Origin of the sequence: Ewingella allii (genome assembly GCF_044430645.1) — a bacterium.
GTDB lineage: Bacteria > Pseudomonadota > Gammaproteobacteria > Enterobacterales > Enterobacteriaceae > Ewingella > Ewingella allii.
In genome coordinates, this window is sequence record NZ_JAWUDN010000007.1 from 69,267 (window position 1) to 89,862 (window position 20,596).

Genomic DNA, 20,596 nt, shown 5'->3' on the forward strand with positions numbered 1-20,596 from the left:
TGAAAAATCAGCTTTGTATATGCAATATCGATTGCACCTTGTTACAAACTCCCGCAGGAACCAGCCTCGAACGCTAACCACATAACTCGTCATATTGGTCCGCGAAATAGGTGTAGCTATGGTGATTGCTGAACAGTTCTATCAAAAACTCCAACCGCTGTTTAAACAGCTGAACGTGCCTGCGCTTGAGTGCAATCCGCATGGATACTATGCGTTGCCACTCGAGGGTGGCCAAGAGGTCTTTCTTGAACTTACGGAAAACATGTCTTTGATTATGATGGGGATGTTGCCGTTGCCTGAAAACCCAAGTGAGACGCTGCTGCTTGAATTGCTTCAGGCCAACCTGAATATCGAGGAGCAGCCTGTCATTACCGTTGCGGCTGATAAAGCGGGCGCACAACTGGTGATATGGGCCGCCTTGCCGCTAAAAGATCTTCTTCACGATACGCTTATCTCCTTATTTGAACGCCTCGTCTGGACGCTGTCGGTAATTGGTCGCTGGTGTCAGCCCGCGGTCCCACAAGGCCGTTCGGTCACCAAAGATGAAGAAAAGCTTTTACTTCAGCGCCGTCAGGTTGAAGCCCTGATGTCGCAACGTTAAAACAGCACGTAGGAGAGAAAATGAGTACGATTTCTGCCAGTCAAATAGCACCGCATATCGCGATTGAATACCATCGTCAGGAGGACTATTTTGCCGCTGAAAGCGCATTACAAAAGCTGAATAGTCGCCCAAATGGCCGCAGCCTGCTGAATGAACTGCGTGATCTAAGCAGCAATGGGCGCTACGTTAAAGTCAAGGTGACGGCAATGGCTAACACCGTGGCCCGCCCGGTGCTAACGCAATCTCAGGTCAGCCGCTTTAAGCTGTCCAGCAGCGAGTATGACCAAGCCCATAATAAGAAAGCTACCCAGCTAGCGCAGAAGCAGACGCTGGGTATGAAAGGTGAGGGAACCAGCGCCAGCGTGGACTGGAACCCGCGTCAATCCGTGGCGATTGACGCTTATGGGCGTCCAAGCCTGATGGACGATACCTCGCTGGCGTTTGTATCTTTGGCCCATGAGTTAGTACACGGCTATCGCATGCTGAAGGGAACGTACACCGGCGGGACTTCGGACCGTTACGATAATAGCTCTCCGGCTGGGCAGGAGGAGGCGCGCGCGGTGGGCATCGGCAAGTTCGCCAATGAGGCGCTTTCTGAGAATGGCATCCGCCATGAACATGGCCTGCCGCTGCGCGGCCAGTACGCCGCAGGGTAATGGCTGTGAGTTAACAGGTGATACAGGCTCACCGGCTAAACCGATGAGCCTGATGGGTTAATTTTGCGCGAACGCTCAGAGAGTTTAGCCGGGATCATTACCCCTGAAATGGGAAAAACCCTGACGGCGGCCCGCGCTGAAGTCGAGAAGTGCGCGGCCACGCTTGACTGGATTGCCAGCAATGGCCCCGCCATCCTCGCCGATGAACCTGTGTCTGTTGAAAATGACGATAGGGTACATATCTCCCATCTGCCGGTCGGCTCTATTTTGGCCGTCATGCCTTGGAACTTCCTTTTATGGCAGGTTATCCGCGCCTTCGGGCCGAATATGCTTTCCGGCAACGAGGCAGTTTGGGCCAAAAAAGTTAGCTGAGCTTGCTAACGGCGGGTAGAAGACCGCTGGTGAGTCAATCTTAGAATGCGTGCTTTAAGGCACTGGGTCAGGCATCAACGAAGAGAAGGTGCCTGACGCATTACCGATAAAAAGTTTTAAAATACCTGTAGACGACTGGTCTAATAGCTGTTAATTTGCCTACATCGCAGCAACGGCCAGTCTGACATTCGCCCCATAAATAGACGACTGGTCTAATACACATCTCTTAAACTTAAACGCAGGAGCTTTATAATGAAAATTCTTATGGTTTTAACCTCTCACGACAAATTGGGCGACACCGGTCGCAAAACGGGTTTTTGGCTGGAAGAGCTGGCGGCACCGTACTACGCATTTAAAGATGCGGGCGCAGACATCACGCTGGCCTCGCCGCAGGGCGGCAATCCACCGCTAGACCCAAAAAGCAATGAGCCTAATTTCCAGACCGAACAAACCCATCGCTTCGAAGCCGATGCTGAAGCTACGGCACAACTGGCTGCGACATTTCGCCTCGACAGCGTTTCGCAGGATGATTTCGACGCCGTGTTTTATCCGGGTGGTCACGGCCCTCTGTGGGATCTGGCCGAAGATAAACACTCCATCGCACTCATCGAAGCATTCCTGGCGGCAAACAAGCATGTCGCTCTGGTCTGTCATGCGCCTGGCGTGCTGCGCCACGTCAAAACCCCGCAGGGGAAACCACTGGTTGAAGGCCGTAAGGTCACCGGTTTTACCAACAGCGAAGAGGAAGCCGTGGGCTTGACCCGCATTGTGCCTTTCTTGGTAGAAGACGAACTAATTGCCAAAGGCGGGATTTACTCGAAAGGGGAAGACTGGAGCTCTTATGTGGTCAGCGACGGCCTGCTGATCACCGGGCAAAACCCAACGTCCTCAGCCGCAACGGCGGCCCAGCTGATTAAGCAACTGGGCGCATAGCAGCTATTCACTAGGGAGGGGCGATGTGGATTTGCCCCTACCTCTGCCATTTTGGCAGCGCAACTTGTCAAAGATGCGCAGCTCAAGGTCTATGCCGGGTTTGGCCACGGAATGACCATCACCCAAGTCGCGACGATAAATGCAGACCTGCTGCGATTTATCTCAGCCGGTGGCGATAACCCTCTGTGGTGGACTGCTGAAATCCACCAATATGCTTTAGCAAAATGGAACTTTTTAACTTACCTATAGACGACTGGTCTAGTTCTTGGTAATTTAAATTTATGAATACTACAACTCAACAACATAGCAATGAAATCCGCGAGCATATTCTTGCGACGGGCCAGCGTATTATGGCCGGTAAAGGGTTCTCTGCGGTCGGACTGAATGAAATTCTCAAGGACGCTGGCGTCCCTAAAGGCTCCTTTTATCATTACTTTAGTTCGAAGGAAGCTTTTGGTGCGGATATGCTGGCGCACTATTTTGATGACTATCTCGCTGACATCGACAGGACGTTGAGCCAGCCGGGACTCAATATGGCGCAGAAACTCATGAATTATTGGCAGCAGTGGCGAGAATCTCAGTCGTTCTCTGACTGTCAGGGTAAGTGTCTTGCCGTGAAACTGGGTGCTGAAGTGGCCGATCTGTCGGACACAATGCGCTTAACCCTTGAGGCAGGTACTTCAGGGATAATCTCACGTCTGGCGGAAGCCTTAGAAAAGGGAATAGACGAAGGATCTCTGACGATTGACGATACGCCCCGCATCGTGGCAGAAAGTCTCTACCAGCTTTGGGTTGGCGCAAGCGTCATGGTTAAGATTGTTCGAAATACCGGGCCGTTTGATTCGGCGCTGAACACGACAAGAAAAATTATTCATATCACCCCCTAAGCGAGGGGGGGGCGGCTAGCAGGCCAAAGGCCTGCTCTGAGGCTTCTAAGCAATGACACAGCGCCAATCAACCTTTTATATTCAGCTTGGCACGCAGCTGCCACATCACAACGCGCCAGTCGAAGCCAATAAGCAGTCGGTGCTGATATTGATCATTGATTTGCAACCAAGAAATAGCGCCCTGGAGTTCAGCATCTAACTTTATTAAAGCAAAATCAATTTCAGTGTAGCGAGAATCAAACTCTACTCACAAGTAATATCCCTAAGAGGTATGAGAAATACATAACCAATCTTGATGGAAAGCAGATGGCCTATATTGCTCGTGGGCCATCTGCAATAAGTCAACGAACTGGGGTGCTTTTTTTAGATTTTGGAGAGCTGGCTTCGGCAATAGAGGTTAATTTCACATCCGTATTTTTCTCTTCTTCCAGCGTTTCGAGCAGAAGTTTTGCTGCCTCGGTATAACCGAGTTTTTTCGCCAGCGCCGCGAGCGTGCCATAGGTGGCAATTTCATAGTGCTCCACTTTTTGCGCGGCGCCGATTAGACCGGCATCAAGCACTTCGCCTTTTTCTACTGATTCGATAAGTTCCTGCGCTTCTTCTACCAGACCTTCAAGCGCGTGGCATTTCATACGCTTAATGCGAATATCAGCATGTGACTCAGCCACTTTATCAAGGCGTTCAATTTGACCCTGAGTTTCTTCCAGGTGAAGTTTAAACGCATCAACTAATTGAGTATCCGTTGCTGCACGCGCCATTTTTGGAAGTGCTTTGGTAATTTGTTTTTCTGCGCTGTAAACGTCAGATAAATCATGATTAAACAACTCTTTTAAAGTAGTAATAGGCATCGAAACTTCCTCTCATAAAAAAATAACACCTCTAAAGAATAGTCGGGTGAGAAAATAAAAAACTCAATTAAGATTTATCTTACTCTATGAGATTTTATTTAAATGCGACGAAACAGCTAATTATGCATACGTAAGCTGATTCATAACTTGAGTTAACAGACTTACAATCCCTTTAATTAACCTATACTTGCAAGATGAGTCATTTAGACAGAGACATTTTGATTATCTATTAATAATGGAGAGGGATTTCCACAATATGACTATTTATTAAAGAAAAAAGGATATGACTTCTTATAATCAACTTACTCGGTATTTAAAAAATAATATAGTGAACATCCATTGATAACCTTAAGAAAATATCCTCTAGACACACTTAGATTGCAAGTGCAGCAAGGATTGCGGCTTCCATTTTCTCCGGGGTAGCGATCGGAGCAAAACGCTTGAGCGGTTTACCGTCGCGTCCAATCAGAAATTTAGTGAAGTTCCACTTGATTTTGCCACCAAGCACGCCGGGTAGTTCATTTTTTAGATGACGAAATACCGGGTGCGCTGCCGTTCCGTTGACCTGTACCTTCTCGAAGATAGGGAAGCTCACTCCGTAATTAATGTAACAGGTCCGCGCGATTTCGTCGGCGTCGCCTGGCTCCTGTTTACCGAACTGGTTGCAGGGGAAACCCAGCACCATCAAACCTTGGGCGGCGTATTTATTGTAGAGCGTTTCAAGACCGCCGTACTGTGGCGTGAAGCCACATTGGCTTGCAGTATTCACGACCAAAACCACCTTACCGGCGAAGTCGCCCATAGAGATAAGCTTGCCGTCCAGACTGGTGGCGGTAAGTTGATGAAAGGTAGTCATAGCGGAATCCTCTAAGTAGAAATAGCTCGACGTTGAAATTGCCACTTTATCTGATATATGTAAATAATCAGAGGGGCAGCAGGTTTTCAAAATCAGGACGGAGACTTCACAAAAGTCCCTCATCTATCGAGTGATTAAAATGTAAGATTTAGAACTTAATTCACTTTATTTAACATAATCAATGTTATACGCACCAAAATTATCAGCGCAAAGCGCTATACGGTTGCTGCAAAAAGCGGCGGAGCACCGGCAATCTTACACATATTAGTCCCTGTTTAACCTAAACTTGACTCCACCCAACCCGCTTCAGCCGACCCAAGTCGCGACGCCGGACGTTGCCAAACCAAAGGTAAGCCGCCGACTAACAGTGGAGATTTACATCGTTTGGCCTCGCCCCACGGCGTTTTTTCTATTTCCAGAGACAAGTCGTCTGGGCTGATTTCCAAACCCTGCGCGGCGACGGGGGCTCGCGGCAGCTCAGCCAACGAGTGCGCCACTCGCGCCAAAGACAAGCGCGCCGTTGATGCGCGATTGTCAGTCACTCGCCAAACCAGAGCGCGGATCACCGCCGCCGCCATTAAATAGCCCGTAGCGTGGTCGAGCGCCTGCACCGGCAGCGGCACAGGCCGGTCCGAATGCGTTCCTTGCATGCCGCAGTGCGCGATCCCGGAACTCATCTGCAACAGGCTATCAAAGCCGCGCCGTCCGGCCCACGGACCACTCCAGCCATAGGCATTGAGAGAAACATCAATCAATCCGGGGTTGATTATGCGCCGCTCGGCCTCCCCATAGCCCAGTCGGACAAGAGCATCGGGGCGATAGCCGTGCACCAGCACGTCGGCTTCGGCCAGTAATCGCTCGAAGGTAGCTCTCCCGGCGGACGTTTTAATATCGAGCCGCGCGCAGCGTTTGCCCAGTGTCACATCGGGGATCACCGAGGGTTCATCCCACTCCGGCGGGTCTAGCCGCAGCACTTCTGCCCCATAACCGGCGAGGAATCGGGTGGCTATCGGGCCTGCCAGTACGCGGGTCAAATCCAGCACTTTTAGACCCGCCAGTGGCCTTTTTTCTTCAGGTTGCCAAGTTGAGTAAGGAGATGCCGCCTCAGCGGATGACCAGGCAATCAGTGGCTCTGCCGCCACGGCTTTGCCCTGCGCATGGACCTGCCACTCGGCCAAACTGCGCATAACCGCCGCGCAGCCCTTTTGCTCCACAATCGCCGTTTCCAGTGCCTCGCCGGGCCATTTCGCCACCTCTTTCATCACCGCCTCGCGGTCGTCGGCACACTGCAAAACCTTTAGCGCGGCGGCTTTGTGGTGCGGCGCGTTGGTGTGCAGACGGATCCAGCCATCTTGAGTTTTATAGTCTCCGGCAATGGAATCCCATAAGGCGGGCATCTGCCAGCCAATAGGCCGTATTGACCAACTAAACCACAGCGAAGCCAGTTTACGGTCAACCTCCACCTGCGGCTTGTGCCCAAATTGCACTTTGATGAGTTCAGCCAGCGCCATTCCCGCCGCGCCAATCGCCGCAACGGCAAAATCGGTGACCGGGAACTCAGACGCCAATTGCGCCGTGCCTTGCACATCGAACTGAGTTAACGCTTCTTGAGGGAGATGCAGCGCCTGCCGAGCTTGATCAAAAAAAGCCATGGTTACATTCGTCATATGTCCGCCTGAGTAAACTGGATTTGAGGGAGCAGTGAGCCATCTTTTAACCCCAGAATAATCTTGCTAATGTTGACGTCAATCTTGACTCGAATCATCAACATTAACCTGAGGATCACCATGGTGTGGATAACGGCCGCAGAAGCCCTGAGCATTTTGAATGTCCGCCCGCAAACGCTTTATGCCAATGTCAGCCGGGGAAAAATCCGCGCGCAGCCGGACAGCAAAGACAGTCGTCGCAGCCTTTATCACCGCGAAGATGTGATGCGCATGACGAAGCGCACCAACGGTCGCCGCACGCTAGAAGTGGTGGCCGCTCAGGCCATTGAATGGGGTGATCCGGTGCTGCCTTCGGCGATTTCGACGGTGATTGACGGGCGGCTTTGGTATCGCGGGCAGGACGCGGTGGTCCTTTCAGGCACGGCGTCGTTGGAGCAGGTCGCGGCGCTGCTGTGGGAGTATCCGCAGACGGACTTCCAGCAGGCGCTGGTTGGCGGCGGCCGCCCTACTCGCCATTTCAAAGGCTTTGCTCAGGCTTCGGCAGCCGGACTGGTGGCTCTGGCCAAGCGCAGCGGCAGTGATTTACCCTCAACAGGGCGCGCTCTTTCGGTACTTCGCGCCGAGGCGGCAGGCGTGTTCGCTACGCTTACCGAAGCCATGCTTGGTATCGACATAACCCTCGGTGGAAGCACGCTCAGCGAGAGTTTGGCCCAGACATGGCAATGCCCCGAGGCGGAAAACGTGCTGCGCCGCACACTGGTGCTGCTGGCCGAACATGAATTGAATGCTTCCGCGTTCGCCGTGCGGGTGACGATTTCAACCGGCGCGTCGCTGGCCGCCGGGGTGCTCTCCGGGCTGGCATCCTTGACCGGGCCTCTGCACGGCGGTGCTTCGCGCTCGCTCAACGTGCTGGTTGACTCGACCCGGCGAGTTGGCGCGCAGCAAGCCGTGAGGGAGTGGTTGGCGCAGGGGCGGACACTGCCGGGCTTTGGGCATCCGCTCTACCCCGACGGTGACGTGCGAGCCAATGCCATCATGGCGATGTTGCCGAGCGGCGGGCCTTACGGCGAACTGATGGAGTATGTGGTACAGGCGGCGGGCGAGCGCCCGAGCATAGACTTCGCCCTCGCCCTGCTGGCGGACACCTACAACTTGCCAGTGGAAGCGCCCTTTATACTGTTCGCCGTCAGCCGCTGTTCCGGCTGGCTAGCCCACGCGCTGGAGCAGGTCGCCGCCAGTCGGCTGATCCGGCCGCGAGCGCGTTACGTCGGCATCACGCCCAATACACTTTAAGATCTGGCGCTAAACCCCACTACGCCAGCACCACCGCAGTGGCTTCTATCTCCACCAGCAGCAGACCGGGCACCATCGACGTGTCGGCGGTGGCCTTCGCCAATGAGCATGATTGGCCGACCTCGGCCAGCATCATTCTGGCCGCCTACGCGCTAGGCTCCATCTTATCCAGCCTGATGTTTGGCTGGCTTAATTATGCTTATTGTTCTGATAATCGGCTGGAGCAGGCTGCGCGACGCCAACCTAAATGTCTCTATCAATTAATTAATTTGGATGGATGTAAAGTGTCTTCCCTACTTATACATCCACCCTATTTCTATGCTGAATGCATTACTTATGTAAAAAATACAATCTTATGTACATTAAAATCGGCAGAATAAAGATAATGGTGACCGCGATTCTATATTTTAGCGTTTTAGATAATGCCTGTTCTCTGTGGTTTATTTCTGATAATGATTTATCTTTGGCTTCGGATTGAGATTCAGCGTAAGGCTCATGAAAATCAGGGCTATTAGCGTGTTGTCTGTCTTTGAGAAGGGCATTTTTCTTGCGACGCCAATCCCACCAGGTCAAAGCGATGATTAAAATAGGTACGATAATCACGTACAAATTATATTGTGGATTCATTTTCACTCCTTGAGACATTTCGTATTAGAGATTTATTTTTTCATAAATTTAACAAAAGAACCACATTGAACTTGATGTGATGATCATTCGCCAACATGCCCCCGCAGCGGCTCCCACGAGGTGGGTTAAAATAGCTAAGGCGCCGCAAAAACTTGCCGCTTCAACCTGATTCATAAGAGAATGGCGATTCCCACGTGACTACCCGAAAACACTGGAGATTATCATCGCCCCTCTTCGCCGCTTTTCCAGGCTAACTAAGATTCTACGCTTAGGTGCAATTTTTGCCGGTGCCCTGTGGCTGGCCAGCTGTTCCTCCACGCCGCCAAAATCGCTCGTCACCCCACTGCCGCCGGTGGCGAAACAGCCTTTACCGGATAAGCCTTCGCATGCGCAAGAGCCAATGCGCGGCGTCTGGCTGACCACGGTGTCTCGCCTCGACTGGCCGCCAATCTCTTCGGTGAATGTGAGCAATCCGGCAGTTCGCATTAACCAGCAGCAAAAAGCGTTGACCGACAAACTTGATAAGCTGAAAAGTCTGGGTATCAACACAGTGTTTTTCCAGGTTAAGCCCGACGGTACGGCCCTCTGGTCTTCGAAGATTCTGCCTTGGTCGGACGTGATGACGGGGCATATAGGTCAGGATCCGGGCTATGACCCACTGCAGTTTATGTTGGAAGAAGCGCACAAACGCGGCATGAAAGTCCACGCCTGGTTCAATCCTTATCGCGTGTCGGTCAACACCAAGCCGCGAACCGTGGCGGAGCTAAATCGCACCCTATCAATGAACCCGGCCAGCGTATTTGTACTGCATCGCGACTGGATCCGCACCGCCGGTGACCGTTTTGTGCTCGACCCCGGCATCCCTGAAGCCCGCGACTGGATAACCAGCATTGTGTCAGAAGTGGTGTCGCGCTATCCGATCGACGGCGTGCAGTTTGATGATTACTTTTACACGGAATCATCAGGATCAACCCTCGACGATAGCCAAACGTTCAGAAAATATGGTCAGGGGTTCAGCTCGAAAGCTGACTGGCGTCGCCACAATACCCAACTGCTGGTTGAGCAGGTGTCGCGCACCATTAAGCAATTGAAACCTAACGTGGAGTTTGGTATCAGCCCGGCGGGCGTGTGGCGAAATCGCTCACAGGATCCGGCGGGTTCCAACACGCGCGGCGCGGCGGCCTATGATGAATCCTATGCTGACACTCGCCTCTGGGTGCAAGAAGGATTGCTGGATTATATCGCGCCACAGCTCTATTGGCCCTTCGCGCGCGACGCGGCCCGTTATGACGTGTTGGCAAAGTGGTGGGCCGACGTGGTGAAGCCGACCCATACCCGCCTGTACATTGGTATCGCGCTGTATAAAGTGGGCGAACCCTCCAAAAACGAGCCCGACTGGATGGTCAGCGGCGGCGTGCCAGAGCTGAAAAAACAGCTCGATCTCAACGACGCCGTGCCACAAATCTCCGGCACCATTCTGTTCCGCGAGGATTACCTCAACCAGCCGCAAACCCAGCAAGCCGTCAATTACCTGCGTACACGCTGGGGAAGTTAATCATCCCCTTCCAGATAGCGGTGTTGATCAAAACGTTAGAGGACCTGCGTAGGTGTCTCTTGTGGGCGGGAGGGGAGCCCAACACGGATAGGTCACACTTCCCCCAGCACCTCGCCCAAAATCCTTACGCCATCATGGATCTGCTCAACGCTTAACCCCGCGTAACCCAAAATTAGCCCGGCAGGGTTTGAGTCTTCTGACTGTGCTGACTCGGCAAACAGCGGGGAGAGAGGATAAACGCCGACCCCGCGCTCAAGGGCCGCCGCTTGCAGTGCGCGTTCATCCTGTGGGCGAAAGTGCGGCAGCAGGAGGACGCCGTGCAGCCCAGCGGCCATGCCCGTCAGGAAACTCTGCTCAGGTAAATATTGATCGACGGCTTCCATCAGCGCCTTGCGGCGGCGCTCATTCTCCCGGCGCAGGCGGCGTATATGGCGCTCATAGGTTCCCTCCTCAATCAACGCGGCGAGAACGTTTTGCTCCCAGCGTGCCGAATGGCGATCAGCGATCAGTTTGGCTTGGCGGAACACGGCCACCAGCTCGCGCGGTACGACCAGATATCCCAGCCGGAGCTGTGGGGAAAGTGCCTTGGAGAAGGTGCCGACATAGATCACCCGCCCCTCGCCGTCCATGGATTGCAGCGCATCAATAGGACGCTGGCCGTAACGAAACTCACCGCCATAATCATCTTCAATGATCCACGCCCTTTGCCGATTTGCCCATTGCAGCAGTGCCTGCCGCCGTGCGATGGGCAGCACCGCGCCCGTAGGGAACTGGTGTGACGGTGTCACATAGGCCAGTCGCGCGGCCGCGTCTTCCGGCAGCAGATCGGTCTTTAGCCCTGCGGCATCCACGTTGATGGGCAAGGCCGTCGCGCCGGTGGCTTCGAAACAGTATCTCGCCATGCGATAACCCGGATTCTCGAAAACAAATTTATCACCGGGGTTGAGCAACAGTCTGGCGCACAGGTCCAGCCCCTGCTGCGAACCATGGACAATAACGATCTGCTCGGCATCACACATTAATCCTCGGGCGCGGCGCAAATAGCCTTGTAAGGCCAGCCGCAGGCGAGCCTCCCCCTCCGGCTGGCTGTAATAGAGACTGGACTGACGTTTAACAAGCTCGCGGCGGTAGGCGCGTTGCCAGCTCTGCGCGGGGAAATCCTGCGAGGCAACCGAGCCGTATTTGAAATCAATCTGCGCCCGAGGTGAGGTTGTTCGGTAAGACGCCATGGCGGCGACTCGCTGACCGTAATCCGAGAGCCGGGTCGAAAGCTTCTGCTCCGATGGCGGTGGGCTTGTGGCTGATGGGCTGTTAATCAGGGGGGCCACTCTGGCGGCCTTGCCAGCGGAAGTGATCACGAAACCTTCGGCAGCCAGTTGCTCATAAGCCGCCGTCACCGAGGTGCGAGACACGCCCAGCTCGGCGGCCATGGCGCGCGTAGACACCAGCTTCGCGCCTGCCTCCAATGAGCCGCCCTCGATTTGCCCCCGCAAACTGCCATAGATGCGCCGCTCCACACCTCGTAAAGTAACCTTCGATTTAGCAACAAACTGGCCCATGTAAAAACCTCAAAACTGGCACTTTTTATCATACTGGTTGTGGCCGATATTAGCCTTTTTGCTGATGAGAAACCAATCCCCGATGCCGCCAATCCCACTGGAACTCAACGCCACAACGCTGCTCATTACCTTCGCCGCCGTCTTCCTGATCTGCTTTATGAAGGGCGCGTTTGGTGGAGGCTTTGCCATCGTCGGCATTCCGCTCCTATCGCTGGTGATGGACCCCGTCACGGCCGGCGGGATGCTCGCCCCGCTGTTTGTCGCTATGGATCTGTTTAGCCTGCGCTATTGGAAACCTTCAACGTGGTCGAATCCGGATTTACGCCTGTTGGTACCCGGCTTAGTGGCAGGGATTGCTGTCGGATATGGGTTTTTCCGCCTGCTCGACCACCGCGCGATTGCCATCGCCATGGCCGCCGTGACGCTGCTGTTTGTCGGGCTGTGGTTGAAGTCTGGCGGAGAGGTCAGCGTACGCCCGCGCTCTTCCCCCAAAGCGGTCGTGGCGGGCGTCACCTCCGGCATCACCACGATGGTTGCCCACTCCGGTGGCCCGCCATTGGCGATTTATCTATTACCCCTTGGGCTGAGCAAACAGATGTATGCCGGGACCACCAGCATGTTCTTCACCGTGGGCAATATTCTCAAGGCCGCGCCCTGGCTGCTCATCGCCCGCCCCACGGGTAATGTGCTAACTCTGACCCTCATCGGCCTACTCGCCATCCCCTCCGGCGTCTGGCTAGGGTGGAAGTTGCAATCCAGACTCAACCAGCAGCAAATGTACCGCGCCTGCTATGGGCTGTTGGTGGTGTCGGCCCTAAAATTACTTTGGGATGGCGTTGGGGGTTATATCAAATAGCGGGGCGCAGCTTACCGACGCTTGGATCAAACAGGGAAATCTCGGTAGCATAACGAATGGCTCGAAGGAAGAGTTAGTGGTCAAGAAGGTGGTGACGGTGGGGACCAAGCTGCTTTAACTGGCCGCCGTTTTCTCTTTCACCCATCCTAAAATCACCTCTCGCACCCAGCGCTGCCCGGCGTGGCCGTGGTTGCGCTCGTGCCAAATCATGCTGACCTCAAACTGTTCCGCTAGCCAGGGAACTTCGGCCTGCGCGAGCCGTTCCGTCATCACCTGCTGTAGCAGCCGCCGGGGAACCAGCGCAACCAGATTGCTGATGGCGACGATTTGCGGCACGAAAAGGAAGGACGCCGCCGACATCACCACCCGGCGCTCAAGACCAAAGGTCGCCAGCGCTTCGTCGATTGGGGTAGTAAAACCGCCGCCGGAGGGGGAAACAATCACCTGCTCCAGCTGGGCAAATGCCTCCATGCTCAACTCGGCACTGAGTGCCGGATGCCCGCGCCGCCCCACCAGTACATAGTCTTCATCAAACAAGTGGCGGGTTCGCAGCTGGGCGTATCGGCTCTCCGGCGTGGCAATCGCCAAATCAATCTCGCCGCTGGCCAGCTGCTGTTCCAGCTGGTCCGGGGCATAGTGGCGCAGCGCAATGCGCACGCCCGGCGCCCGTTGGCGCAGAGCCAGCACCAGCGGCATCGCCACGGCGGCCTGAATGTAGTCGGTGCAGGCGATGGTCAGGGTCAGCTGCGCGCTCTGCGGATGAAAGTCTTTATGAGTTTGCAGCGTGCGCCGCAGCTGATCCAAAGCATCACGCAGTGGCCCCAGCAGCTCGAGCGCCTTGGCGGTGGGCGTCATGCCGCGCCGGGCGGGCACCAGCAGTGGGTCATCAAACATCTCGCGCAGGCGATTGAGCTGCGCGCTGACCGCGGGCTGGCTGAGGTTGAGCCGCGCCGCCGCCTTAGTGACGTTCTGTTCGGAAAGCAGAGTTTCAAAGGTAACCAGCAGGTTGAGATCAATGCGCGTGGTATCCATCAGATGGATTCCTTAATATAAATCAATCGATTTCTGTTATCGCTGAGTTCTGCTGATAATGCAAGTTCACCCCCATTATCAGGCAGGAAAAGTCGATGAACTCTTCTCATAAACCCCTTGTTACCGTAGTCGGTGCGCTGAGCAAGCAGGGCCGCAGCGTGGTGCAAACCCTGCTGCAAAGTCAGCGTTATCAGGTGCGAGCGTTAACCCGCCGCGTGGACTCCCCCGAGGCGCAGGAGCTGGCCTGTCAAGGTGCCGAGTTGGTAGCTGTGCCCCTCGAGTTAGGCCACAAAACACAGTTCGTTGAGGCGTTTAAAGGCGCGCGGGCCGCCTTTCTGATGACGCCGCCCATCGCGCCGGATGCTGATTATGCTGAAAGCGACGAAGCCCCGCTGGGCAAAGAGCTGGCCGACGCTGCCGTCGAAGCGGGCGTGGAGCACATCGTTTTTACCGCGCTGGAAAATGTCGAAAGTATTACCGCAGGCAAAAAGTGGGTGCCGCACTTCACCGATAAAGGCCAGATCGAGGAGTATATCCGCGCCCTGCCGGTCACCAGCTCCTTCATCTATATGGCATTCTTTTACACCAATATTTTGGAGTATTACCCGCCGCGCCTTCAGGGCGACACCCTGATTTTCCCCCTGTATTTACCCGAAAATCACCGCGCGCCCTTTGTCGATCCCCTGACCGCCACCGGGCCAGCGGTGCTAGAGATTTTGGATCATCACGAGAAATACGCGGGCCAGTCGTTGCCGGTGATTGGCGAATTCCTCTCGCCCAGGGAGATTGTCGACACCTTTAGCCGCGTGACCGGTATCAAGGCGGCCTACACCTCGGCCTTTACCCGTGAAGAGTTGGTGCAGCATTTCCCGTCATTCGCCGGGATGAATGCGCTGATTGATGAAGTGGTGGGCATGGCCGAATACGCCGTGGAGTATGGCTATTATCGCCCGGACCGCGACCTTGAGTGGAGCAGTCGCATCAATCCCGCCAGCCTGACGTGGGAACAATTTCTGAAAACCACCGGCTGGCAAGGGGAAGGCACCACCTTCGGGCGGCCTCACGGCTAGGCTGCACGCTTGACGCTAAATGTCGCAAAAGGTGCAACAAAAGTGGCAAATGCGCCTTGATGATCGCCCCTGCGCACCAATCTGGCGCAGGGGTAAATGCCTCGCACTCCCCCCAATATGGCGAACAGCAAAACACTCAGAACTATTTTTCGCCTCTGGTGAATCATTTAAATCATCCACCTAATCCCCCTGCCACTTTTTAGGTTTTTCGCACAAAAAATATCCAGCCGATTTTGATTCAACTGTTTCACTCTGGAAAAAATTTGGCATGGCCGTTGCAACCATCATGAGAGAGATATCGATGGCGAGGCCTTATGGAACAGCAAGCACTGATTCAGAAAATCAAAGATCAGTATGAGTCTTTACCCAAGCAGGTAAGGCTGGTGGCAAGCTTTGTGCTGAATTACCCGCAGGAAGTGGCGGTGATGTCGATGCGTGAACAGGCCAAGCTGGCCGGGCTTCCTCCTTCGACCATGACGCGTTTCGCCAAGCGATTGGGCTTTTCCGGCTATGACGACGTTCGCGAGATTTTCATTAATGCCTTGCGCAATAAAGGCAATGAATACAGCTCCAGAGTGTCGGCGCTGGTCGAAATGAAGCAGAAGGTCGGCGAAAGCTCACTGGTGCTGGATTTGGCGAACACCACCATCTCCCACATTCAGTCGCTGTGTCAGGCCAGCAATCTGGCTTCGATTGTCAGCGCGGCCAAGACTCTGTCGCAGGCGCGCAATATTTATTGCGTGGGCATGCGCGCCTCTTTCTCCATCGCCTTTCACTTTTATCACGTGGCGTCCTACTTCCAGAACAACCTGATTTTGGTGGAAGGGGCCGGTGAAAGCGGCCTGATGACCCTGATGCACAGCATCGGCCCGAAAGACGTGCTGCTGGTTTGCAGTCTTTCACCCTATTCGCGCCGCGCCGTGGTGTTGACCCGCTATATGGCGCAGCAAAAGGCCAAAATCGTCGCCATCACGGATGACGCCAGTTCGCCCGTCGCGCGTTTGGCGAGTGACACCATTTTGGTCCAGAAGCAGACCACCTCGTTTTTCGACGCCATGACGCCGGCTTTTTTAGTCAGCGAACTCTTAGCCACGCTGATGGCGGCCACGGCGAAAGTCGATGTCCGCGCCTGCGTGACCGACACCGAAGAGAAGCTGTGGCTGATGGGCGAATGGTGGAGTCACAAATAGATCTTACCCGGCCCTTGGCAACCCTAATTGATAGGAAATAGAGATGAGCGTTTACAAACCAGAACTGACCACCGCCCCGAAACATGGCCACAAAAGCCTGCTCTATTCAGAAGTGGTCAGCGACCTGAACACGTTGGATTCCGTGGATATCGCCGTACTGGGCATTCCTTATGGCTCGCCGTATTCGATTGATGAAGTGACCAATGATCAGACCAACGCCCCGACCGCCGTGCGTCAGGCGACCGACCGCGCCGTGCGCAGCATCGAGCGTTATGACTTTGATATCGGCGGCCCGCTGATGGACAACCAGCCTATCCGCATGGTCGATTGCGGCGACATCGCCGGTGACGCCCGCCAGCTCAACGGCCATTACGATGCGGCAGAAACCGTGGTGCGCAAAATTCTCTCCCTCGGCGGCATGCCGCTGATTATCGGCGGCGACCACGGCGTGCCAATCCCGGTACTGCGCGCGCTGGACAGCGTCGGCCCGATCACCCTGATTCAAATCGACTCCCATCTGGATTGGCGTCAAGAGGTCAATGGCGTGACCGACGGCTACTCCAGCCCAATCCGCCGCGCCTCTGAGATGGCCCATGTCGGCGAAATCTTCCAGATTGGTCTGCGTGCCAACGGCTCCGCGCGTCAAGAAGAAGTGGACGCCGCGCTGGCCTATGGCGCACATCTGATCACCGCCCACGAGCTGCATGACGAAGGCGTCGAGGCCATTCTCAGCCGCATTCCCGACGGCGGCAATTACTACCTGACCATGGATGCCGACGGCATCGACCCGACCATCATGCCCGCCGTGGCTGGCCCGGCGCTGGGCGGCGTGACCTACAGCGAAGCGCGCAAACTGATCCACGGATTGGTGAAGAAGGGGCGCGTGGTGGGAATGGATATCGTTGAAATCACGCCGAAAAAAGACCTCAACGGCATTACCGCCATCACCGCCTGCCGGTTCTTCGTTAACCTGATTGGCATGGCCGTGCGGGCCGGATACTTCAATAAATTAAGCGCCAAATAAGAGTAAAGCGTCAACACCAGGGAGCCTTCATCGGCCCAACTTATAAGCGCAGCCGACTGCGCAATAAAACTATTCATCACTTCACTACACAGGATAACCGCAATGAAAACTCGTCGTGTACTTGCTGCTTATGTCCTACCTGTCTTACTCGGCGCGGCCAGCGCCATGTTTAGCCTGAGCGCCAGCGCCGAAAACGTGCTGGATAACGTGATGGCGGCTAAAAACCTGCGCGTCGCCATTCCGGTGGACTACCCGCCGTACGGCTATGTCGGCGCTTCCATGGAGCCGGAAGGCATTGACGTCGACGTCGCCAAGCTGATTGGTCAAAAGCTAGGAGTAAAAGTCACCTTAATTCCGGTCACCGCGCCAAACCGCGTGCCCTATCTGCAAACCGGCAAGGCCGATATGACTATCTCCTCATTAGGCAAAACCGCAGAACGCGCCAAAGTGATTGATTTCAGTATTGCCTATGCGCCGTTCTTCGACGCGGTGTTCGGCAGCAGCAAGCAGGACATCACCACTTTCGCCCAGTTAGCGGGCAAAAAGGTCGGGGTGACGCGCGGCTCAATGGAAGACCAAGAGCTGACCAGCCAGTCGCCAAACGCCATTCCTCAGCGTTTTGAAGATAACAACAGCACAGTGGCGGCTTATCTCTCCGGTCAGACGCAGTTTATGGCGATTGGCACCCCGGTGGCGGGCGCCATGATGAAAAAGGACCCGAAGCTCGACCTGCATATGAAAGTGATGTTGGCCAACTCGCCGTGCTACGTCGGCATGCCCAAGGACCAGCCACAGCTGGTTGCTAAGGTGAATGACATTATCCGCGCCGCCAAGGCAGACGGCACGCTGGATAAGCTTTCTGAGAAATGGCTGGGCGGTCCGGCAGGCAACTTACCGGAATAACCCGCAGTAATTCCCTCTGCCGCACTGCGCTGGCGGGGGGAGTGAAACGCCACTATCGGGCATTTATGCCACTTGAGGAGCCGAGTCTCTATGTTTGATTTTACTTCCGTGCTGCAGCAGTGGCCGCTATTGCTGAGTGGCACCCTGATCACGCTAGTCATGACGCTGATATCGACCTTCTTGGGTATTTGTCTGGGGATCGCCAGCGGCTGGGCGCGCGCTAACGGCCGTGGGGTATTACGGCTATTGGTGGCTTGCTATGTCGAACTGCTGCGCAACACGCCTTACGTGGTGCAGTTGTTCTTTATCTTTTTCGGCCTGCCGGTGCTGGGCATTCACTTGTCAGCCATTGAGGCCAGCACCCTGTCTCTGGTGCTCAACCTGGGGGCGTATAGCTCAGAGATCGTCCGCGCCGGGATCCAAAACACCCCGCGCAGCCAGATTGAAGCGGCGCAAAGTCTGGCGCTCAACCCGTGGCAAATCTTCACCCGCGTGGTGTTGCCCCCGGCCCTTGGGCGCGTCTGGCCCAGCATGATCAGTCAGGTGGTTATCATCATGCTCGGGTCGGCGGTCTGTAGCCAAATCTCTACCGAGGAGCTGTCTTACGCCGCCAACCTGATTGCCAGCCGCTCTTTCCGCAATTTTGAGTCTTACATCGTGGCGACGACGATCTACCTGCTGCTTGCCATCGCGGTGCGTCAGTTTCTTGGCTGGTTCGGCCCGCGCTTCATCTTTGGTCCACAAACAGGAAAAAGATCATGAGTGATTTCTCACTGTGGGACATCTACCGCAACCTGCTGCTGGCGCTGCGCTGGACCGTCGGGCTGTCGCTGATTGCCTTTATTGGCGGCGGCCTTGTCGGCGCCATCCTGCTGGTCATGCGCCTGTCTCATCGCCGATGGCTGCAAATCCTCGTGGTGATTTACGTCAACCTGTTTCAGGGTACGCCGCTGCTGATGCAGCTGTTTTTGACCTACTTCGGACTGGCGCTGTTTGGTATTGATACCACCCCGCTGGTGGCCGCCAGCCTCTGTTTAACCCTCTACGCCAGCGCCTATCTGACAGATATCTGGCGCGGCAGCGTGGAGAGCATTTCCAAGCAGCAGTGGGAGGCGTCCGCCAGTCTGGCGCTCTCTTTCGGCGAACAGCTGCGCTATGTGATATTGCCGCAGGCGGTGCGCGTCGCCATCGCCCCCACCGTGGGCTTTATGGTGCAGGCGGTAAAAGCCACGGCGCTGGCCTCGGTGATCGGCTTTGTCGAGTTGACGCGCTCCGGGCAGATTATTGCTAACGCCACCTTCTCACCATTTTTGGTCTACGGCAGCGTGGCGCTGCTTTATTTCATCCTCTGTTTTCCGCTCTCGCTGTGGAGCCGGTATCTCGAAAAACAAGTAATGCGTGGAGCCGATAACCATGACCAAAACTAACCACACCGAGGCCGGGTTTGCGGTCGTTGATATCACCGGTTTGCACAAACGCTTTGGCGACAATGAGGTGCTGAAGGGCATTGATCTGAAGATCAAACGCAAAGAAGTGGTGTGCATTTTGGGCAAAAGCGGCTCGGGCAAAAGCACCCTGCTGCGCTGCATTAACGGGCTGGAGAGCTTTCACCAGGGCACGTTAACCGTCGACGGCCAAGCCTTGCGCCATGACGACCCGGCCGCCATGCGCGAGCTGCGCCAAAACGTCGGCATGATTTTCCAGAGCTTCAACCTGTTCCCGCATCTCACCGTGGGCCGCAACATCATGCTGGCCCCGACGCTGGTCAAAAAACTGCAAAAAGAGTCGGCGGAGCGCGCCGCGCGAACTCTGCTGGCCCGCGTCGGTCTGGAGGAGAAGTTCGACATGTGGCCCGCCAGCCTCTCCGGGGGCCAGCAGCAGCGCGTGGCGATTGCCCGCGCGCTGGCGATGAACCCGGAGGTGCTGCTGTGTGACGAAATCACCTCTGCGCTCGATCCCGAGCTGGTCGGCGAAGTGCTACAAGTGATTGAAACCCTCGCCGAAGAGGGCATGACCATCATCATGGTGACTCACGAAATGAACTTTGCGCGCAAAGTCAGCGATCGCATCGTCTTTATGCATCAGGGGAAAGTCCACGAAGTGGGCACCCCTGACCAAATTTTCAACGCACCCCAGACGCCGGAGCTTAAGCAGTTCCTTGCCTAACTTCGGCAGCAGCGTTACGCAATTTTACGGGGCATTCCCCCACCTTAAGTCCAACACCTTAATGCAGTAAACCAGGAGAAAAGCATCATGGCACATACCCGTATTCGCCCGTTTAACACCAAAGTCACCTACCCTGAACAGAATCTGGATAATGATTTATGTCAGGCCGTGGTCGCTGGAAATATGGTGTTTTTGCGCGGTCAGATTGGTCAAGACCTCGATACCCGCGAATCGGTCGGCAAGGGCGACGTCGCGGCACAAACCGAACAAGCGATGTACAACATTAACATGCTGTTAGAAGAGTCGGGCAGCAAGCTGGAAGACATCTGCAAAATCACCGTGTACCTTACCGATGTACGTTACCGCGAGACGGTTTACAACATCATGGGTCGCTGGTTGAAAGGGGTGTTCCCGGTCTCTACCGGCCTGATGATCACCTCGCTGGCGCGCCCAGAGTGGTGGGTTGAGATTGACGTTATCGCTGTAAAATCATAAGGAAAG

At 55.1% G+C, this 20,596-nt stretch carries 23 protein-coding genes; 17 read left to right on the forward strand and 6 right to left on the reverse strand.

Features of this window, described 5'->3' with window-relative positions; genetic code table 11:
* The first annotated feature begins 118 nt into the window (after positions 1 to 118).
* From SBO83_RS15500 to SBO83_RS15525, 6 genes are all read left to right on the forward strand, one after another.
* Positions 119 to 601: a CesT family type III secretion system chaperone gene (locus tag SBO83_RS15500; RefSeq protein WP_396132140.1), complete on the forward strand. Its 483-nt coding sequence runs from the start codon at positions 119 to 121 to the stop codon at positions 599 to 601.
* Positions 602 to 621: 20 nt separating this feature from the next.
* Positions 622 to 1,257, forward strand: a complete 636-nt coding sequence (xopG, locus tag SBO83_RS15505; protein ID WP_353504132.1) for a XopG/HopH/AvrPtoH family type III secretion system effector — start codon at positions 622 to 624, stop codon at positions 1,255 to 1,257.
* Positions 1,258 to 1,320: 63 nt separating this feature from the next.
* The gene (locus tag SBO83_RS15510) at positions 1,321 to 1,629 is read left to right on the forward strand and encodes an aldehyde dehydrogenase family protein (RefSeq protein WP_396132141.1); all 309 of its coding nucleotides are present in this window, start codon (positions 1,321 to 1,323) and stop codon (positions 1,627 to 1,629) included.
* 252 nt (positions 1,630 to 1,881) lie between these two features.
* Complete coding sequence (locus tag SBO83_RS15515; protein WP_396132142.1) at positions 1,882 to 2,562, forward strand: DJ-1/PfpI family protein; 681 nt, start codon at positions 1,882 to 1,884, stop codon at positions 2,560 to 2,562.
* A gap of 281 nt (positions 2,563 to 2,843) precedes the next feature.
* Positions 2,844 to 3,449 (forward strand): TetR family transcriptional regulator, encoded by a 606-nt coding sequence (locus SBO83_RS15520; protein ID WP_396132143.1) that lies wholly within the window; start codon positions 2,844 to 2,846, stop codon positions 3,447 to 3,449.
* A gap of 52 nt (positions 3,450 to 3,501) precedes the next feature.
* Entirely contained in the window at positions 3,502 to 3,648 is a 147-nt protein-coding gene (locus SBO83_RS15525; protein WP_396132144.1) for a hypothetical protein, read from the forward strand.
* 142 nt (positions 3,649 to 3,790) lie between these two features.
* Here SBO83_RS15525 and SBO83_RS15530 read toward each other — a convergent pair whose 3' ends face one another.
* The 3 genes from SBO83_RS15530 to SBO83_RS15540 all read right to left on the reverse strand — a co-directional run bounded on the left by SBO83_RS15530 (position 3,791) and on the right by SBO83_RS15540 (position 6,820).
* On the reverse strand, positions 3,791 to 4,297 hold the full coding sequence (locus SBO83_RS15530) for a YciE/YciF ferroxidase family protein (protein ID WP_353504130.1): 507 nt from the start codon (positions 4,295 to 4,297) through the stop codon (positions 3,791 to 3,793).
* A 373-nt stretch (positions 4,298 to 4,670) separates the two neighbouring features.
* Positions 4,671 to 5,153 carry a glutathione peroxidase gene (locus SBO83_RS15535; RefSeq protein ID WP_396132145.1) on the reverse strand — a complete coding sequence of 161 codons (483 nt, stop codon included), beginning with the start codon at positions 5,151 to 5,153 and terminating at the stop codon, positions 4,671 to 4,673.
* A 275-nt stretch (positions 5,154 to 5,428) separates the two neighbouring features.
* A complete protein-coding gene (locus SBO83_RS15540; protein WP_396132146.1) occupies positions 5,429 to 6,820 on the reverse strand; it encodes a CoA transferase in 1,392 nt (463 codons plus the stop codon).
* 69 nt (positions 6,821 to 6,889) lie between these two features.
* Between SBO83_RS15540 and SBO83_RS15545 the strand changes: the two genes are divergently transcribed.
* A complete protein-coding gene (locus tag SBO83_RS15545) occupies positions 6,890 to 8,113 on the forward strand; it encodes a citrate synthase family protein (RefSeq protein WP_396132147.1) in 1,224 nt (407 codons plus the stop codon).
* Positions 8,114 to 8,443: 330 nt separating this feature from the next.
* On the opposite strand, the gene SBO83_RS15550 is transcribed toward SBO83_RS15545, so the two are convergent.
* Entirely contained in the window at positions 8,444 to 8,740 is a 297-nt protein-coding gene (locus SBO83_RS15550; protein ID WP_396132148.1) for a hypothetical protein, read from the reverse strand.
* 220 nt (positions 8,741 to 8,960) lie between these two features.
* Between SBO83_RS15550 and SBO83_RS15555 the strand changes: the two genes are divergently transcribed.
* Positions 8,961 to 10,295 carry a family 10 glycosylhydrolase gene (locus tag SBO83_RS15555; RefSeq protein WP_396132263.1) on the forward strand — a complete coding sequence of 445 codons (1,335 nt, stop codon included), beginning with the start codon at positions 8,961 to 8,963 and terminating at the stop codon, positions 10,293 to 10,295.
* Between the two features lie 92 nt (positions 10,296 to 10,387).
* On the opposite strand, the gene pdxR is transcribed toward SBO83_RS15555, so the two are convergent.
* Entirely contained in the window at positions 10,388 to 11,854 is a 1,467-nt protein-coding gene (gene pdxR / locus SBO83_RS15560) for a MocR-like pyridoxine biosynthesis transcription factor PdxR (protein ID WP_396132149.1), read from the reverse strand.
* A gap of 64 nt (positions 11,855 to 11,918) precedes the next feature.
* Between pdxR and SBO83_RS15565 the strand changes: the two genes are divergently transcribed.
* Complete coding sequence (locus SBO83_RS15565) at positions 11,919 to 12,710, forward strand: TSUP family transporter (protein ID WP_396132150.1); 792 nt, start codon at positions 11,919 to 11,921, stop codon at positions 12,708 to 12,710.
* Between the two features lie 114 nt (positions 12,711 to 12,824).
* On the opposite strand, the gene SBO83_RS15570 is transcribed toward SBO83_RS15565, so the two are convergent.
* Positions 12,825 to 13,742 (reverse strand): LysR substrate-binding domain-containing protein, encoded by a 918-nt coding sequence (locus SBO83_RS15570; RefSeq protein WP_396132151.1) that lies wholly within the window; start codon positions 13,740 to 13,742, stop codon positions 12,825 to 12,827.
* 95 nt (positions 13,743 to 13,837) lie between these two features.
* Between SBO83_RS15570 and SBO83_RS15575 the strand changes: the two genes are divergently transcribed.
* The 8 genes from SBO83_RS15575 to SBO83_RS15610 all read left to right on the forward strand — a co-directional run bounded on the left by SBO83_RS15575 (position 13,838) and on the right by SBO83_RS15610 (position 20,590).
* Positions 13,838 to 14,812 carry an NmrA family NAD(P)-binding protein gene (locus SBO83_RS15575; RefSeq protein ID WP_396132152.1) on the forward strand — a complete coding sequence of 325 codons (975 nt, stop codon included), beginning with the start codon at positions 13,838 to 13,840 and terminating at the stop codon, positions 14,810 to 14,812.
* A gap of 314 nt (positions 14,813 to 15,126) precedes the next feature.
* The gene (locus SBO83_RS15580) at positions 15,127 to 16,002 is read left to right on the forward strand and encodes an SIS domain-containing protein (RefSeq protein WP_396132153.1); all 876 of its coding nucleotides are present in this window, start codon (positions 15,127 to 15,129) and stop codon (positions 16,000 to 16,002) included.
* Positions 16,003 to 16,045: 43 nt separating this feature from the next.
* Complete coding sequence (locus SBO83_RS15585; protein ID WP_396132154.1) at positions 16,046 to 17,026, forward strand: agmatinase; 981 nt, start codon at positions 16,046 to 16,048, stop codon at positions 17,024 to 17,026.
* 102 nt (positions 17,027 to 17,128) lie between these two features.
* Complete coding sequence (locus SBO83_RS15590) at positions 17,129 to 17,929, forward strand: transporter substrate-binding domain-containing protein (RefSeq protein WP_396132155.1); 801 nt, start codon at positions 17,129 to 17,131, stop codon at positions 17,927 to 17,929.
* A gap of 90 nt (positions 17,930 to 18,019) precedes the next feature.
* Entirely contained in the window at positions 18,020 to 18,691 is a 672-nt protein-coding gene (locus SBO83_RS15595) for an ABC transporter permease subunit (RefSeq protein WP_396132156.1), read from the forward strand.
* Positions 18,688 to 19,356, forward strand: a complete 669-nt coding sequence (locus SBO83_RS15600) for an ABC transporter permease subunit (protein ID WP_396132157.1) — start codon at positions 18,688 to 18,690, stop codon at positions 19,354 to 19,356. Before SBO83_RS15595 ends, SBO83_RS15600 begins: the two co-directional genes overlap by 4 nt.
* The gene (locus tag SBO83_RS15605; RefSeq protein ID WP_396132158.1) at positions 19,343 to 20,095 is read left to right on the forward strand and encodes an ATP-binding cassette domain-containing protein; all 753 of its coding nucleotides are present in this window, start codon (positions 19,343 to 19,345) and stop codon (positions 20,093 to 20,095) included. The genes SBO83_RS15600 and SBO83_RS15605 overlap by 14 nt, the downstream gene beginning before the upstream one ends.
* An 84-nt stretch (positions 20,096 to 20,179) precedes the next feature.
* Positions 20,180 to 20,590, forward strand: coding sequence for a RidA family protein (locus SBO83_RS15610; RefSeq protein WP_353504272.1), 411 nt, complete (start codon positions 20,180 to 20,182; stop codon positions 20,588 to 20,590).
* Positions 20,591 to 20,596: the final 6 nt, after the last annotated feature.

Coding starts and splice junctions, on each gene's coding strand:
- SBO83_RS15520 (WP_396132143.1), top strand. CDS start 2,844: ATGAATACTACAACTCAACAACATAGCAATGAAATCCGCGAGCATATT.
- xopG (WP_353504132.1), top strand. CDS start 622: ATGAGTACGATTTCTGCCAGTCAAATAGCACCGCATATCGCGATTGAA.
- SBO83_RS15570 (WP_396132151.1), bottom strand. CDS start 13,742: ATGGATACCACGCGCATTGATCTCAACCTGCTGGTTACCTTTGAAACT.
- SBO83_RS15535 (WP_396132145.1), bottom strand. CDS start 5,153: ATGACTACCTTTCATCAACTTACCGCCACCAGTCTGGACGGCAAGCTT.
- SBO83_RS15515 (WP_396132142.1), top strand. CDS start 1,882: ATGAAAATTCTTATGGTTTTAACCTCTCACGACAAATTGGGCGACACC.
- SBO83_RS15565 (WP_396132150.1), top strand. CDS start 11,919: ATGAGAAACCAATCCCCGATGCCGCCAATCCCACTGGAACTCAACGCC.
- SBO83_RS15550 (WP_396132148.1), bottom strand. CDS start 8,740: ATGAATCCACAATATAATTTGTACGTGATTATCGTACCTATTTTAATC.
- SBO83_RS15540 (WP_396132146.1), bottom strand. CDS start 6,820: ATGACGAATGTAACCATGGCTTTTTTTGATCAAGCTCGGCAGGCGCTG.
- SBO83_RS15580 (WP_396132153.1), top strand. CDS start 15,127: ATGGAACAGCAAGCACTGATTCAGAAAATCAAAGATCAGTATGAGTCT.
- SBO83_RS15605 (WP_396132158.1), top strand. CDS start 19,343: ATGACCAAAACTAACCACACCGAGGCCGGGTTTGCGGTCGTTGATATC.
- pdxR (WP_396132149.1), bottom strand. CDS start 11,854: ATGGGCCAGTTTGTTGCTAAATCGAAGGTTACTTTACGAGGTGTGGAG.
- SBO83_RS15600 (WP_396132157.1), top strand. CDS start 18,688: ATGAGTGATTTCTCACTGTGGGACATCTACCGCAACCTGCTGCTGGCG.
- SBO83_RS15590 (WP_396132155.1), top strand. CDS start 17,129: ATGAAAACTCGTCGTGTACTTGCTGCTTATGTCCTACCTGTCTTACTC.
- SBO83_RS15545 (WP_396132147.1), top strand. CDS start 6,890: ATGTTGACGTCAATCTTGACTCGAATCATCAACATTAACCTGAGGATC.
- SBO83_RS15525 (WP_396132144.1), top strand. CDS start 3,502: ATGACACAGCGCCAATCAACCTTTTATATTCAGCTTGGCACGCAGCTG.
- SBO83_RS15595 (WP_396132156.1), top strand. CDS start 18,020: ATGTTTGATTTTACTTCCGTGCTGCAGCAGTGGCCGCTATTGCTGAGT.
- SBO83_RS15530 (WP_353504130.1), bottom strand. CDS start 4,297: ATGCCTATTACTACTTTAAAAGAGTTGTTTAATCATGATTTATCTGAC.
- SBO83_RS15585 (WP_396132154.1), top strand. CDS start 16,046: ATGAGCGTTTACAAACCAGAACTGACCACCGCCCCGAAACATGGCCAC.
- SBO83_RS15575 (WP_396132152.1), top strand. CDS start 13,838: ATGAACTCTTCTCATAAACCCCTTGTTACCGTAGTCGGTGCGCTGAGC.
- SBO83_RS15500 (WP_396132140.1), top strand. CDS start 119: ATGGTGATTGCTGAACAGTTCTATCAAAAACTCCAACCGCTGTTTAAA.